Source organism: Pectobacterium betavasculorum (genome assembly GCF_000749845.1).
GTDB lineage: Bacteria > Pseudomonadota > Gammaproteobacteria > Enterobacterales > Enterobacteriaceae > Pectobacterium > Pectobacterium betavasculorum.
In genome coordinates this window covers 30,603-45,674 of sequence record NZ_JQHM01000001.1, presented here as the reverse complement: position 1 = coordinate 45,674, position 15,072 = coordinate 30,603, and the positions used below count along the sequence as shown (strand labels likewise).

Annotated in this window: 16 protein-coding genes; 5 read left to right on the top strand and 11 right to left on the bottom strand. The window is 51.7% G+C overall.

Annotated elements, in window-relative coordinates:
• Positions 1-118 precede the first annotated feature (118 nt).
• The 3 genes from xseB to dxs are packed head-to-tail and all read left to right on the top strand — an operon-like array spanning position 119 to position 3,159.
• Positions 119-367, top strand: a complete 249-nt coding sequence (gene xseB / locus KP22_RS00190; protein WP_039301619.1) for an exodeoxyribonuclease VII small subunit — start codon at positions 119-121, stop codon at positions 365-367.
• Positions 364-1,275, top strand: coding sequence for a (2E,6E)-farnesyl diphosphate synthase (gene ispA, locus KP22_RS00185; protein WP_039301616.1), 912 nt, complete (start codon positions 364-366; stop codon positions 1,273-1,275). The genes xseB and ispA overlap by 4 nt, the downstream gene beginning before the upstream one ends.
• 18 nt (positions 1,276-1,293) lie before the next feature.
• Positions 1,294-3,159, top strand: coding sequence for a 1-deoxy-D-xylulose-5-phosphate synthase (gene dxs / locus KP22_RS00180; RefSeq protein ID WP_039321685.1), 1,866 nt, complete (start codon positions 1,294-1,296; stop codon positions 3,157-3,159).
• 264 nt (positions 3,160-3,423) lie between these two features.
• Here dxs and pgpA read toward each other — a convergent pair whose 3' ends face one another.
• The 6 genes from pgpA to nrdR form a co-directional block, all read right to left on the bottom strand.
• A complete protein-coding gene (pgpA, locus tag KP22_RS00175) occupies positions 3,424-3,960 on the bottom strand; it encodes a phosphatidylglycerophosphatase A (RefSeq protein WP_039321684.1) in 537 nt (178 codons plus the stop codon).
• Positions 3,935-4,915: a thiamine-phosphate kinase gene (thiL, locus tag KP22_RS00170; RefSeq protein ID WP_039321683.1), complete on the bottom strand. Its 981-nt coding sequence runs from the start codon at positions 4,913-4,915 to the stop codon at positions 3,935-3,937. Before thiL ends, pgpA begins: the two co-directional genes overlap by 26 nt.
• Positions 4,916-4,983: 68 nt before the next feature.
• Positions 4,984-5,403, bottom strand: a complete 420-nt coding sequence (gene nusB, locus KP22_RS00165) for a transcription antitermination factor NusB (RefSeq protein ID WP_039301606.1) — start codon at positions 5,401-5,403, stop codon at positions 4,984-4,986.
• Between the two features lie 10 nt (positions 5,404-5,413).
• Positions 5,414-5,890, bottom strand: coding sequence for a 6,7-dimethyl-8-ribityllumazine synthase (ribH, locus tag KP22_RS00160; protein WP_039301604.1), 477 nt, complete (start codon positions 5,888-5,890; stop codon positions 5,414-5,416).
• A gap of 109 nt (positions 5,891-5,999) precedes the next feature.
• Positions 6,000-7,136: a bifunctional diaminohydroxyphosphoribosylaminopyrimidine deaminase/5-amino-6-(5-phosphoribosylamino)uracil reductase RibD gene (gene ribD, locus KP22_RS00155; RefSeq protein ID WP_039301601.1), complete on the bottom strand. Its 1,137-nt coding sequence runs from the start codon at positions 7,134-7,136 to the stop codon at positions 6,000-6,002.
• A 35-nt stretch (positions 7,137-7,171) separates the two neighbouring features.
• On the bottom strand, positions 7,172-7,621 hold the full coding sequence (gene nrdR, locus KP22_RS00150; RefSeq protein WP_011092719.1) for a transcriptional regulator NrdR: 450 nt from the start codon (positions 7,619-7,621) through the stop codon (positions 7,172-7,174).
• A gap of 217 nt (positions 7,622-7,838) precedes the next feature.
• Here nrdR and KP22_RS00145 point away from each other — a divergent pair, with 217 nt between their 5' ends.
• Positions 7,839-8,408: a SadB/YajI family lipoprotein gene (locus KP22_RS00145; RefSeq protein ID WP_039321682.1), complete on the top strand. Its 570-nt coding sequence runs from the start codon at positions 7,839-7,841 to the stop codon at positions 8,406-8,408.
• 68 nt (positions 8,409-8,476) lie between these two features.
• Here KP22_RS00145 and secF read toward each other — a convergent pair whose 3' ends face one another.
• From secF to queA, 5 genes are all read right to left on the bottom strand, one after another.
• Positions 8,477-9,388: a protein translocase subunit SecF gene (gene secF, locus KP22_RS00140; protein ID WP_052012483.1), complete on the bottom strand. Its 912-nt coding sequence runs from the start codon at positions 9,386-9,388 to the stop codon at positions 8,477-8,479.
• Between the two features lie 72 nt (positions 9,389-9,460).
• Positions 9,461-11,308 carry a protein translocase subunit SecD gene (secD, locus tag KP22_RS00135; RefSeq protein WP_072012517.1) on the bottom strand — a complete coding sequence of 616 codons (1,848 nt, stop codon included), beginning with the start codon at positions 11,306-11,308 and terminating at the stop codon, positions 9,461-9,463.
• Between the two features lie 27 nt (positions 11,309-11,335).
• The gene (gene yajC, locus KP22_RS00130) at positions 11,336-11,668 is read right to left on the bottom strand and encodes a preprotein translocase subunit YajC (protein ID WP_010282033.1); all 333 of its coding nucleotides are present in this window, start codon (positions 11,666-11,668) and stop codon (positions 11,336-11,338) included.
• A gap of 109 nt (positions 11,669-11,777) precedes the next feature.
• Positions 11,778-12,923: a tRNA guanosine(34) transglycosylase Tgt gene (gene tgt / locus KP22_RS00125; protein WP_039301591.1), complete on the bottom strand. Its 1,146-nt coding sequence runs from the start codon at positions 12,921-12,923 to the stop codon at positions 11,778-11,780.
• Between the two features lie 96 nt (positions 12,924-13,019).
• Complete coding sequence (gene queA, locus KP22_RS00120) at positions 13,020-14,087, bottom strand: tRNA preQ1(34) S-adenosylmethionine ribosyltransferase-isomerase QueA (protein ID WP_039321680.1); 1,068 nt, start codon at positions 14,085-14,087, stop codon at positions 13,020-13,022.
• A gap of 311 nt (positions 14,088-14,398) precedes the next feature.
• On the opposite strand from queA, the gene KP22_RS00115 reads away from it, so the two are divergent.
• Complete coding sequence (locus tag KP22_RS00115; RefSeq protein ID WP_039321678.1) at positions 14,399-14,980, top strand: acyl carrier protein phosphodiesterase; 582 nt, start codon at positions 14,399-14,401, stop codon at positions 14,978-14,980.
• Positions 14,981-15,072: the final 92 nt, after the last annotated feature.

The following is a 15,072-nucleotide window of genomic DNA, read 5'->3' as shown; positions in this document are numbered from 1 at the left end:
CAGATATACTGTGCGTTTTAACCGTATAATCGTCGCGCCATCGGCGGATGACCAAACGTAACACCACGCTTTGTCGCCACAAGCCAACGGCGTATAACACCAGGATTCCGAAACCACTATGCCTAAGAAGACCGAGCAGCCAGTCAGCTTTGAAAGCTCACTGAACGAACTGGAAAAAATCGTTACCCGCCTCGAATCAGGTGAACTGCCGCTGGACGACGCGCTAAATGAGTTTGAGCATGGCATCCAGCTCGCTCGTCAAGGGCAGCAAAAGCTGCAACAGGCCGAACAACGCGTACAAATCCTGCTGAGCGACGATCCCGATGCGCCGCTGTCACCGTTTACACCGGATAATGAGTCGCTATGACCGATTTCAGCACGCAACTGAATGCGCATTACCAACGCACTAATCGGATGCTGGGGCATTTCATCGCCGACCTCCCTTTTCAGAGTAGTCCACTGGTCAATGCGATGGAATATGGCTCACTCTTAGGAGGCAAACGCCTGCGCCCGTTTCTGGTTTATACTACTGGCGAACTGTTTGACATGCCGCTAGAGAGCCTGGATGCCCCCGCTGCGGCAGTAGAATGTATCCATGCCTATTCATTGATTCATGACGATTTGCCAGCGATGGACGACGATGATTTGCGCCGCGGGCAGCCAACCTGCCATATCAAATTTGGCGAAGCCACTGCCATTCTTACGGGCGATGCATTGCAAACGCTGGCCTTCTCCATTCTGGCCGATGCGCCGATGCCGCAGGTCTCTGACCGCGATCGGCTGGCGATGATCTCAGAATTAGCACAGGCAAGTGGCGTAGCAGGCATGTGCGGCGGTCAGGCTTTCGATCTGGAAGCGGAAGGCCATCAGGTGGATCTGGCTGCATTAGAGCGGATTCATCGCCATAAAACCGGTGCCTTGATCCGCGCCGCCGTTCGGATGGGTGCGCTAGCCGCGGGTGACGCTGGCCGTTCAGCATTACCCAATCTGGATCGCTACGCTAACGCGATTGGACTCGCCTTCCAGGTTCAGGATGATATTCTCGATGTTGTTGGCGACAGCGCGACAACAGGCAAACGTCAGGGTGCAGACCAGCAATTAGGTAAAAGCACCTATCCCAGCTTACTGGGGTTAGATAACGCACGAAAAAAAGCACAGGAGCTCTATCAGGAATCACTGGCATCGCTGGACGATCTCGTCGCATCCAGTCCGACTCCCCTGAATATTGCGCCACTACAAGCGCTGGCGAATTTCATCGTTGAACGCGATAAGTAATTACTTAATGAGTCTCTAATGAGTTTTGATACCGCGAAGTACCCTACATTGGCGTTAGTGGAAACACCGGATGAACTTCGGTTGTTGCCAAAAGAGAGCCTGCCAAAGCTGTGTGATGAGCTGCGCCAATATCTGCTGGACAGCGTCAGCCGTTCAAGCGGACATTTTGCTTCAGGGTTAGGGACGGTTGAATTAACAGTTGCGCTGCACTACGTCTATAACACGCCTTTTGATCATCTGGTGTGGGATGTCGGCCATCAGGCTTACCCGCACAAGATCATCACAGGCCGCCGCGATCGTATTTCTACGATCCGCCAAAAAGGCGGTTTGCACCCTTTCCCATGGCGGGATGAAAGCGAATATGACGTATTAAGCGTTGGGCATTCATCCACCTCAATCAGTGCCGGACTAGGCATGGCCGTTGCGGCCGAACGTGAAGGTAAAGGTCGCCGTACCGTTTGTGTGATCGGCGACGGCGCGATAACCGCAGGTATGGCCTTTGAGGCGATGAATCACGCGGGCGATATCAAATCCGATCTGTTGGTTGTACTGAACGACAATGAAATGTCGATTTCGGAAAACGTCGGCGCATTGAACAACCATCTCGCACAGCTGTTATCCGGTAAGCTCTACGCCAGCCTGCGCGAAGGCGGTAAAAAGGTCTTATCCGGTTTGCCTCCCATCAAAGAGCTGGTGAAACGCACTGAAGAGCACCTTAAAGGCATGGTTGTGCCGGGTACGCTATTTGAAGAGCTGGGCTTTAATTATATTGGCCCAGTCGATGGTCATGACGTTCAGGCGCTAGCGCATACGCTGAAGAACATGCGTAATCTGAAAGGTCCGCAGCTTCTGCACATCATGACGAAGAAAGGCAAGGGTTACGCCCCCGCCGAGCAGGATCCGATTAGCTGGCACGCGGTACCAAAATTCGATCCAGCCAGCGGCACATTACCGAAAAGCAAAGAAGGCGCACAACCTACTTATTCCAAAATCTTCGGTCAATGGCTACAGGAAACTGCCGCCAAAGACAGCAAGCTCATGGCGGTCACGCCAGCGATGCGTGAAGGTTCCGGCATGGTGCAGTTTTCACGCGACTATCCGCAGCAATATTTTGACGTGGCGATTGCTGAACAGCACGCCGTAACGTTTGCTGCGGGTTTGGCTGTCGGTGGCTATCATCCGGTTGTCGCTATTTACTCTACTTTCCTGCAACGTGCCTACGATCAGGTTATCCACGACGTGGCGATCCAGAATCTACCGGTTCTGTTTGCTATCGATCGTGGCGGCATTGTTGGTGCCGATGGGCAAACGCATCAAGGTGCATTCGATCTCTCTTTCTTACGCTGCATCCCGAATATGGTCATCATGACGCCCAGCGATGAAAATGAATGTCGCCAGATGCTGCACACAGGCTATCACTACCAGAAAGGCCCTACAGCGGTACGCTACCCACGTGGGAACGGTACAGGAACTGAGTTGACAGCACTATCAGAGCTGCCAATCGGGAAAGGCGTGGTGCGCCGTCAGGGTGAAACGATCGCTATTCTGAATTTCGGTACACTGTTGCCAGAAGCTCAGGAGGCGGCAGAAAAGTTAAACGCCACGCTCGTCGACATGCGTTTTGTCAAACCGCTGGATGAAGCGTTACTTGAAGAACTGGCACAGTCTCATAGCACATTTGTGACGCTGGAAGAGAATGCGGTTATGGGCGGTGCTGGGAGCGGTGTAAATGAATTCCTGATGGCGAAACGCCTTGCTGTCTCGGTGCTAAACATTGGGCTACCGGACGTATTTATCCCGCAAGGTTCGCAGGAAGAAATTCGCGTCGATCTGGGTCTGGATGCCGCAGGCATTGAGCGCAGAATCACGCAGTGGATGGAATAAGCGATTAACGCAAACCGGGGCACCTGGCTCGCCCCGATTGAGATTGCTGACAAAATCCGTCAAGCAGGAGTAACGGATAGATCGTAAAGGCGCTGTGAACACATCCCTGTGCGCTCGGCTTGCGCGAATATGAATCTCAAGGATGAGATTCAGCCTTGCAGGGCCGTCGCTAGCGACGTTCAAAAGCGTAAGAAACGCTTTTGTCCATGGCGCAAACCTTTACTCTTCTATTCCGTTACTCCCGTTTTCAATAGCGTCCTGACATCAGAATATCGGCCAGTGATGGCCGATAAAATAGATAATTCCCGCAGAGATCACCCCCGCGACAATATCATCGATCATGATCCCCATACCGCCATGCACGTTGCGATCGAACCAGCGAATCGGCCAGGGTTTCCAAATATCCAGACAACGGAATACGACAAATCCCGCCGCGACCCATTGCCAGCTATCCACCGGAATCGCCATCAGGGTAATCCACATACCGACAAATTCGTCCCAGACGATGCTACCGTGATCGTGAACGCCCATATCTTTTGCCGTTTGATGACACAGGTAAACACCGATACAAATACTCAGCATCACCAACAGCGAATACAATTCAAGCGGAAGGAACGACATGAGATACCACAGTGGAATCGCTGCCAGCGACCCTACCGTACCCGGCATCCAGGGAGATAAACCGCTACCAAACCCTGTCGCCAGCAGGTGCCACGGGTTACTCAATCGTAAGCGGCGTTTTGCCACCTCAGCACCTTTCGTCTTGTTCGAGGAATCAGTTTTGCTCACTAAAATGGTCATACCCCTTCCAGTTCAGCTCGGTCGCTTTATTATCCCTGAAAAAGCATAATCCTTCAGATGAAGGCCCGATTTGCCCGATACAGGTATAGGCGGCACCGAGATGCCCCAAGGCAAGCTCCAGTGCACCACGGTTAATTTCCGGCACGGTAAAGCACAGCTCATAGTCTTCACCACCAGATAATGCCCAGCGCAAAGCCTGTTCTTCGTCAGTACAGTTCCGCAACCAATCAGATTGTGGAATCGCGTCCAGATGAATACGTGCACCACATTCGCTGGCTTTAAGTATATGCTGTAGATCGGAGATAAGGCCGTCAGAAAGATCGATGGCAGAACTGGCTAGATCGCGCAGCGCCTGACCTTGCAGGATTCTGGGCTGAGGACGGAGGTGACGCTGAAGCAACCCTTGCCGCATTTCATCATCATCAACGTGCAATGTATTCTGGAGGATAGCCAGACCAGCAGCGCTATCGCCCAATGAACCAGTAACATAAATCCAGTCGCCAATTCTGGCGCCACGACGCGTTAACGCCCGGCCAGCAGGTACCAGACCGTGGATAGTTAGCGTCAGACTAAGCGGCCCTCGTGTTGTATCACCGCCCACCAACTGCATGCCATAGTAATCAAGCAGTTCAAATAAGCTGTCACTGTACGCGGACAGCCACTGACTGTTGCTTTGAGGTAGGGTAATAGCGAGAGAAAGCCAGGCAGGATCGGCGCCCATTGCAGCCAAATCGCTTAAATTAACTGCCAGAGATTTGTAACCCAGATCGGCGGGATCGATATCAGGTAGGAAATGAACGCCAGATACCAGCGTGTCGGTACTCACCGCTAGCATCTGCTTATCTGCCACCGTCAGCAATGCACAGTCATCACCGATGCCTAATTCAACATCGCGACGTGAACTTCTAACCCGATTAAAATAGCGGGCAATAAGGTCAAACTCACCTTCAACCATAACCTTTCCAGCCAACCTATCATTCAAAAGCGATCAGGGCCGGATATCCGGCCCTGATGCGATTCATTTTACTTCTTGCCTTTCCGTACACTCGGAGCAGCTTTGTCCAGCACGCCATTCACAAACTTATGGCTATCTTCAGCGCCGAAGATTTTAGCGAGTTCGATGGCTTCGTTAATCGCCACCTTGTAAGGAACGTCTTCACGCTTGCTCAGCTCAAACATTGCCAAACGCAAAATCGCTTTTTCAACCTGTCCCAATTCATCAATCTGACGAGACAGGAAAGGTGCCATCAGTTGATCAAGCTTCTCAGCCTGAGTGGCAACGCCCGCCAGCAATTCACGGAAATAGGTAATGTCGACATCTTTGACATCCTGCTCGCTCAGGAATTGGTGTTCAACATCGGCAATATCATTTTTAGATAACTGCCAGGAGTAAAGCGCTTGAACCGCACATTCACGAGCGCGGCGACGAGCAGCAGGTTTCACGGAATTCCCCTTACTTAATCGCTTTCAATACATTAATCATTTCTAGCGCGGTCAAGGCGGCTTCTGCACCTTTGTTCCCCGCTTTCGTACCAGCACGCTCAATCGCCTGTTCAATGCTTTCCGTCGTCAGAACGCCGAAAGCGACAGGGATTTCGCTGTCCATCGCAACGGAGGACAGGCCTGAGCTACATTCGCCAGCAACAAATTCAAAATGCGCTGTTCCACCACGGATGACCGTTCCCAGAGCAATAACAGCATCATACCCGCCATTTTTCGCGCTTTTGGTCAGCGCACGAACCGTCAATGGCAGTTCGTAAGCACCCGGCACCCAGACAACGGTGATGTTTTCGTCTTTAACCTGACCGATGCGTTTCAATGCATCAATCGCACCTTGCAGCAGGCTGTCGTTGATAAAATGGTTAAAACGCGCAATCGCAATCGCCACACGGGCATCAGGAGTAGCAACAACACCTTCGATAACGTTCATAGCTTTCCTTTATCTGGTCTTCATGCCCCGTAGGGGGGCGGATTCTATCATAATTTTCGATGGCACGTATTCGGTTTTGTCGAACACGCGCCACGTATTTACACGCACATCAGAATTTGGGTCTCAGGCGTAATCGCAAATCAGGGCCAACCTGGCGAACCTCTGTAATGTCAAATTCCGGTGCCTGAGAAAGCTGATTCAACCCTGGCAAGAGGCACAGCGAACGGGCATTTTCACCTAATAGTTTGGGGGCAAGATAAACGATAAGCTCATCAACGACACCAGCATTAAGCAACGCCCCCGCCAGACTGGCACCAGCCTCAACCCAGACGGTGTTAATCTGACGTCTCCCCAGTACCATCATTAGCGCCACTAAATCAACGCCGCCATTGTGCTTCGGTAACATGAGTTGCTCAACACCCAGTGGCCATGCCTGTGCATCACCCTGTACTCGTGCCAGCCACGTTTCCCCCGGTTGGCTAACAAGCCGATGCTGTGGTGTGACGCGCTGCTGGCTGTCCACAATCACCCGTACGGGCTGCCGAAGATCAGCTTCTAAATAGCGTTGCTGAACATCAGCATCGAGTTCTGACCACCGTACAGTGAGCGAAGGATCGTCGGCTAATACCGTCGCACTGCTGCTCAGAATCGCTGCACTCTCCGCACGAAAGCGCTGCACATCCTGTCGCGCCTGCGGTGAGGTGATCCACTGGCTTTCTCCCGACGCCATCGCAGTACGTCCATCCAAAGATGCCGCCATTTTGAGCTGCACGTAAGGAAAGCCCGTCCGCATGCGTTTCAGGAAGCCAGCATTCACCTTCTCTGCTTCAGCCATCATCAAACCATGACTGACGGCAATCCCCGCTTGCTGTAAGCGATGCAAACCACGACCCGCCACCTGTGGATTCGGATCCTGCATCGCAGCAACCACGCGGGAAACGCCAGCCGTAATCAACGCATCAGCGCAAGGCGGCGTTCGCCCATGATGGCTACACGGTTCCAGCGTGACATAAGCCGTCGCACCACGTGCACGCTCCCCCGCCATTCTCAGCGCATGTACCTCTGCATGAGGTTCACCAGCACGGAAATGGTAGCCTTCGCCGACAATTTCGCCATCACGCACTATCACGCAACCAACATTAGGGTTGGGTGCTGTCGTAAAACGGCCGCGACGCGCCAGTTCTAACGCACGCGCCATGTATAATTCATCCTGCGGCGACTGGCCGTTTTCCTGAAAAACGCTCATTCCCGTCCCTCTTATCTCTGGCGAGCCATCACAACTTAATCCTGCAAACGCGCAATTTCTTCGCCAAATTCACGGATATCTTCAAAGCTGCGGTATACCGACGCAAACCGGATGTAAGCGACTTTATCCAGCTTTCTCAATGCTTCCATCACCAAGTTGCCCACCATCTTAGTCGTCACCTCTCGTTCGCCGGTAGCGCGGAGGTGAGATTTAATGTGATTAATCGCCATTTCGACGTCATCAGAACTCACCGGCCTTTTTTCCAGCGCCTTCAGCATGCCGCTACGCAATTTATCTTCATTAAAAGGCTCGCGAACTTCATTGCTTTTGATCACTCGCGGTAGTACCAGTTCAGCCACTTCAAACGTGGTGAAACGTTCATGACAAACCAGACACTGCCGACGACGACGGACTTGTGAACCTTCGCCGACCAAACGGGAATCAATGACTTTGGTATCAACAGCGGAACAAAACGGGCAATGCATGATATGTCCTGACCAATAATCCTTAACGTGGGGACAGTTTACCCTGAATTAACGGACTAACCAAAACTCCTACTCCGCCTTGCGAAGGGTTTCGCATCTCTTCGGGTAACAGGATGAAAAAAGCTGCATCGCCTATGACTTAGGCGCAATCACAGCTAAACTCAGCAACAGGGATCAACGGATCAATGAATAAAACATCGAAAGGGGAACCACAGATATGAGAACCCGATATCGCGTACTGACCTTCCTGCCCGCACTGCTTTTGCTTGCCGGGTGCGCGGAACAGCGACAGATGCCAAAATTACAGAATCAGATAGGTCAGCTCAATCAGCAACTACAAACGCTGACCGATCAGGCCACGGCGTTAGAACGTCAAAATGCGTTGAACTCCCAATCCACCTCCGGCGTTTATTTACTGCCCGCAGCACAAACCAGCACCATGCTGGAAAGCAGTATTGGCAGACTCATCGTATCGCTACGCAATATCGAAACAGAAGCAAACGGAACAAGCGCGTTGTTGCATATTCGCACTCTTGATGCGAAAGGGCTACCAGCCTTTGGCGCGCAGCTCGATTGGGGGAGACTCGACTCCGTGAGCGGGAAACCTTTAGCTGGCGACACACAGACACAGTCTTTTGTCGTCTCACCTACGCTTCTCCCTAAAGCTGAAGCCATTATTGAATTGCGTCTGAGCAGTCTGACGCCAGAAGAGCTTGGCTTTATTCGAGTGCATCAGGTTCAGGAAATACAAAGTCCTCCGCCTGTTGCCGCAACCGAGTCCCCCTAACACATGTCCCTACGCTAAGATGCAAAAAACCCCGCGACGCGGGGTTTTTTATGTTTACAGCCAGTAGATTAAGGCAGGATAGACGGTTGATCCGCTCCTTCTTTTTCCACTTTCTGAACGATCAGGTGTTCACGCTTCATACCGAGTTTCAGCGCCAGAGCAGAAGAAACATAGATGGAAGAGATCGTACCGATGATTACACCAATAAACATCGTTAACGAGAAGCCATGCAACAAGGCGCCACCGAAGACCATGAGGATCACGATCATCGCCAACGTGGTCGCTGATGTAATAATGGTACGGTGAAGCGTCTGCGTCAGAGAAATGTTGGTAATTTCGTAAGGTGTTCCACGACGAATCTTGCGGAAATTCTCACGAATACGGTCAGATACGACTATCTTATCGTTAAGTGAATAACCAATTACCGACATCAGTGACGCAATGATCGTTAGGTCAATCTCAATAGAGAACAAAGACAGCAGACCCATCGTGATGATCGCATCGTGCGCCAAAGCCAGCACGGCACTCATCGCCAGACGCCATTCAAAACGAAAACCGATATAAATAAGGATAGCAATCAACGCAGACAGCAGCGCCAATGCGCCCGCCTGTGCCAAATCACTCCCCACGCTCGGCCCGACAAACTCAATACGTTTCACCGTCGCATGCTGCTGGAAGGTATCGTTCACCACCTTCAGCACTTTGTTACCGAGCGCTTCGTTCTCGCTGCCAGAAACGGGTGGCATACGTACCATCACGTCACGGCTGCTACCGAAATTCTGCACCTGCGGCTCTGAAAACCCAGAGGTTTCCAATGAGCTACGCAGTACATCGAGATCGATAGGTTTCTCAAGGTTAATCTCAATAACCGTACCACCGGTAAAATCGAGTCCCCAATTGAAACCACGCACACCCATAATCGCGATAGAAGCGATAATCAGCAGACCGGAAATGGCAAATGCCAATGTGTCCCAGCGCATGAAATCATGGACTTTACGCCCATGGTTTAGTTGTTCAATGTTGTATTCCTGTTCCTGTGCCACAACGCACTCCTAGATAGACAGCTTGTTGATACGTTTACCGCCGTAAAGCAGGTTAACGATGGCACGAGTACCGACGATCGCCGTAAACATTGAGGTCGCAATCCCAATCGCAGTCGTGATAGCAAACCCTTTGATAGAGCCAGTACCCACTGCATACAGGATGATGACTTTAATCAACGTCGTGACGTTCGCATCAACAATCGAACTGAATGCACCTTTGTAGCCCTCATGAATAGCCTGTTGTACAGAGCGACCATTACTGAGTTCTTCTTTGATACGTTCGTTAATGAGTACGTTAGCATCCACAGCGACCGCCAGCGTAAGTACGATACCGGCGATACCCGGCATGGTCAGCGTAGCACCTGGTAACAGCGACATCACGCCGACAATCAATACCAGGTTAGCAACCAGCGCACTGGTCGCGATGACACCAAACTTCTTGTAGAAAAAGACCATAAAGAGGATCGATGCGATCAAGCCCCACAAACAGGCTTCCAACCCCTGAGTGATGTTTTGCATCCCCAGCGTTGGCCCAATGGTACGTTCTTCAACAATCTGGATCGGAGCAATCAGCGCACCGGCACGTAACAGCAGAGAAAGCTGACGCGCTTCGTTGGGGTTATCAATACCGGTAATACGGAAGCTGTTACCTAGTCGCGACTGAATCGTCGCCACGTTGATCACTTCTTCGTGTTTTTCCAATATTGAACGGCCAGTCGCATCTTTTTTTCCGCTGTCTTTGTATTCGACAAACAGCGTTGCCATCAGTTTACCGATACTGTCTTTGGTGAAATTGGACATGGTGTTGCCACCCGCGCTGTCCAAAGAGATATTCACCTGAGGCTGGTTGTATTCATCCGTACTCGATGTCGAATCGGTAATATGGTCGCCGGTCAGAATCACGCGTTTGAACAACACCACGGGTGAGCCATCACGCATGTTTTTAACTTCAGAGTCGCCCGGCACGCGGCCGTTCGCCGCTGCGGTCGCATCAGTATTACTGTTGACCAGACGGAATTCCAGCGTAGCGGTTGCACCAAGGATTTCTTTTGCACGCGCCGTATCCTGAATACCCGGTAACTCAACGACGATGCGGTCAGCCCCCTGACGCTGCACCAGCGGTTCGGCAACACCCAGTTGGTTCACACGATTACGCAGGATATTGATGTTCTGCTGTACGGCGTACTCACGCGCTTCACGCAAACGCTCGTCAGACATCACTGCGCGTAGCAGGTTGCTACCGCTGCTGCTGAGAACCAGATTGCGGTGACGGGACGTCAGATAGTTGATACCGTCATCACGCGTTTGAACATCACGGAAACGAATTTCGACGCCGTAATTATCAATTTTACGCACGGAGGCATAAGGAATGCTCTTCTCACGCAAATCGCTGCGCAAAGAGTCCATGGTTTGTTCTTGCAGTTTACCCAGCGCTGTATCCATATCCACTTCCATCAGGAAGTGAACGCCGCCGCGCAGGTCAAGCCCCAATTTCATCGGTTCCGCGCCTAACAGCCGCAGCCAGGTTGGCGTAGCTGGTGCCAGGTTAAGTGCGACGACGAATTTTTCACCCAGCTCATTAACGAGCGCTTCACGCGCGCGGAGCTGAATATCAGGGTTAGAGAAGCGAGCCAGAATTGCACCGTTTTCCAATGCAATCGACTTACTGGTAATGTTTTGTTCTTTTAAGACATTCTGGACTTGGATCAGCGTCGTTTCGCTGGCGGCGGTTCCCCGCGCGCCAGTAACTTGTACCGCCGGATCCTCACCATATAGGTTAGGAAGTGCGTAGAGCAGGCCGACAAACAACACCACGACCAGCATCAGGTACTTCCACAAAGGATAACGATTTAACACGGCAGTTCCCTTCGGGAAAATCGGAAATTACAGGGCCTTAATCGTGCCCTTCGGCAGCACGGCAGCCACGAAATCACGTTTGATAACCACTTCATTGGTTTCGTTCAACGCAATCGCAATATAGCCAGTTTCGGACACTTTGGTCACGCGACCAACCAGACCGCCAGTCGTTAAGACTTCATCACCCTTGCCGATGGAATCCATTAACTTTTTGTGTTCCTTGGCGCGTTTTTGCTGAGGACGCAGGATCATAAAGTAGAAAATAAGACCAAAAACGGCCAGCATAATAACCAGAGAGTACGGGCTTCCCTGAGCCGGAGCGCCGGTTGCAGCTACAGCATCGGAGATGAAAAGACTCATTTAAATATCCTCTTTTTTGTCAAAAGATAAGCTATCAAAAAGATAAATTATCAACCTTACAATCGTAAAAACGCTTCACAGCAAAATGCAATTCATAGCAAACGGGCTGTCAGTTGCTTGCGGCAACGTCTTTTTCAGCAAGCGGCGGAATGGGTTTGCCTATCCGTTGGTAAAAATCCACCACGAAGTGCTCTAATTTACCCTCTTCAATGGCCTGACGTAAACCCGCCATTAAACGCTGATAATAACGCAAGTTATGGATGGTATTGAGCCGTGCTCCGAGTATTTCGTTGCAACGGTCAAGATGATGCAAGTAGGCGCGACTATAATTGCGACACGTGTAGCAATCACAGTGTTCGTCCAGCGGGCTGACGTCATCTTTATGCTTCGCATTACGGATTTTCACGACGCCATCAGTCACGAAGAGATGCCCGTTGCGTGCGTTACGCGTTGGCATCACGCAGTCAAACATATCGACACCGCGGCGTACACCTTCAACCAGATCTTCCGGCTTGCCTACGCCCATCAAATAGCGCGGCTTATCCTCTGGAATCTGCGGGCAAACGTGCTCCAGAATACGGTGCATGTCTTCTTTCGGTTCACCTACCGCCAAGCCGCCCACAGCGTACCCATCAAAGCCAATGTCTACCAGACCTTTTACGGATACATCACGTAAATCTTCGTAAACACTACCCTGAATAATACCGAACAGCGCATTTTTATTCTCTAGTTCGTCAAAACGCTGGCGGCTGCGTTTCGCCCAGCGCAGTGACATCTCCATCGAGCGCTTAGCATAATCCCAATCAGCAGGATACGGCGTACACTCATCAAAAATCATCACGATATCGGAACCGAGATCGTGTTGAATTTCCATCGATTTTTCTGGGCTAAGGAAAATCGAGTCTCCGTTGATCGGGTTACGGAAGTGCACACCCTGCTCGGTAATCTTGCGAATATCGCCGAGACTGAACACCTGAAAACCGCCAGAGTCCGTCAGAATCGGGCCGTGCCAGTTCATGAAATCGTGCAGATCGCCGTGCAGCTTCATGATTTCCTGACCAGGGCGTAACCACAGATGGAACGTATTACCGAGCAGAATCTGTGCGCCAGTCTCTTTCACTTCTTCCGGCGTCATGCCTTTCACCGTTCCGTACGTCCCCACGGGCATAAACGCCGGGGTTTCTACCACGCCACGTTCGAAAATCAATCTACCGCGTCGCGCACGGCCGTCCGTTGTTTGTAATTCGTACTTCACTTAGCCTCCAGCATCAGAAAAACAGTCTGATGGTAATGATGTATTAATGCCTGACAGAGCGTGGTCTGTGGCATCGCTATTATGCAGAAAGCAGGTTTATCCCACTTTTTCCTGTTCAGCCATCGGGTTATGCGTAATAAACATCGCATCACCGTAGCTGAAAAAACGATACTGCTCTGCCACCGCCTGGCGGTAGGCAGACATCGTGTTCTGGTAACCGGCAAAGGCCGACACCAGCATAATTAACGTCGACTCGGGCAAATGGAAATTGGTCACCAGCGCATCAATAATGCGGTAGTGATAGCCCGGATAGATAAAAATCTTGGTATCGCCGAAGAACGGAGCGATCGGCGCATTCTGGCTGGCCTGCGCAGCACTTTCCAGTGAACGTACCGAGGTAGTGCCAACAGCGATCACGCGATTTCCGCGCGCCTTGCACGCCAGCACGGCATCAACGACATCCTGTGGCACTTCGGCATATTCGGCGTGCATGATGTGATCTTCAATCGTATCGACACGTACTGGCTGGAAAGTACCTGCACCAACGTGCAGCGTAACGAATGCCATTTCGATGCCCTTCTCGCGCAGTGCGGCCAACATCGGTTCATCAAAATGCAACCCCGCAGTCGGCGCCGCTACGGCACCTGGGCGCTGGCTATATACCGTCTGATACAGTTCACGGTCGGCGTCTTCATCAGGCCTGTCGATGTAAGGCGGCAGCGGCATATGGCCGATGTCATTCAGAATCGACAGGGCATCGCGAGCATCATCGAAATGCAGCTCAAATAGCGCGTCATGACGAGCGACCATCGTAACCTTGACGCTTTCATCATCACCCAGCAGCAGTTCCGTGCCCGGCTTTGGCGCTTTTGATGCCCGAACGTGGGCGAGAATCCGATGATCATCCAGCACGCGCTCCACCAATACTTCCAGCTTTCCACCACTAACTTTGCGGCCAAACAGACGTGCAGGAATCACGCGCGTATTGTTGAATACCAACAGGTCGCCCGGATTCAGCTTCTCCAGCAAATCGGTAAACACGCCGTGCGTCAGATTTCCCGTTGGCCCATCCAGCGATAGCAAACGGCAACCACTGCGTTCCGCTTGTGGGTAATGGGCAATCAATGACTCAGGAAGTTCAAACGAAAAGTCGGCAACGCGCATGGCAATTCACTTAGCTGTTAATACATTAAAAATGGGCGGCCTAGTCTAGAGCCGCAAGCGCATGGCTGCAAGGAATAAGCGCCTGAGTCGTGGAATGCATGATACCCAATAGATTTCGAGATACAGAAAGGCGGCAACTGAGGGAGTCCCCAGGAGCTTACATCAGTAAGTGGCTGGGGTGACAAATCTGCTGGGAGCAGATTTGAACGCTGCTTGCAGCGGCCCTTCAGGGCGAGGCCCACGACGGGCCGAGTATTTAAGGGCAGCCAACGAGCCTGTAACTCGAAAGATGAAGGGTATATACTGTTGCCATGAATTTTCTTGCCCACCTTCATCTGGCCGCGCTGGCCGACAGCTCCCTGTTAGGTAATCTGATGGCGGACTTTGTTCGCGGCAACCCACAGGACAGCTATGCTGACGAGATCGTCGCGGGTATCCGCCTGCATCGCCGCGTTGACTCGCTGACCGACAGCCTGCCGGAAGTTAAACAGGCGCGTCAGTATTTCAGCGATGAATTCCGCCGCGTCGCCCCCATTACATTAGATGTTCTGTGGGATCACTATCTTGCACGTCACTGGCTACAGCTGGTACCGGACACGCCTTTGCAGACCTTTATCGATGGCGCGCAATCACAAATCGAGCCCCATCTGGCGCAAACCCCTGAACGCTTTCAGAACCTGAATCGCTATTTGTGGCCGGAACGTTGGATGACGCGCTATGCGGAGCTGCCGTTTATCGCCGATGTGCTGTACAGAATGTCGGTGCGACGCCCGAAGCTCGCCGCACTGTCCGGCTCGTTTCAGGATATCGAGCAGCACTATCACCAATTTGAAATACTCTTCTGGCAATTTTATCCACGTATGATGCAGCTAGCGAAAGCGCAACAGCTGTAAGAAAAATGGCAACGTTTCTATTTTTTCTATGCGATATATTGTCCTTTGGATTAAAAAGGTTAATCTACTCTTGAAAGGAAATAGCGATGGGT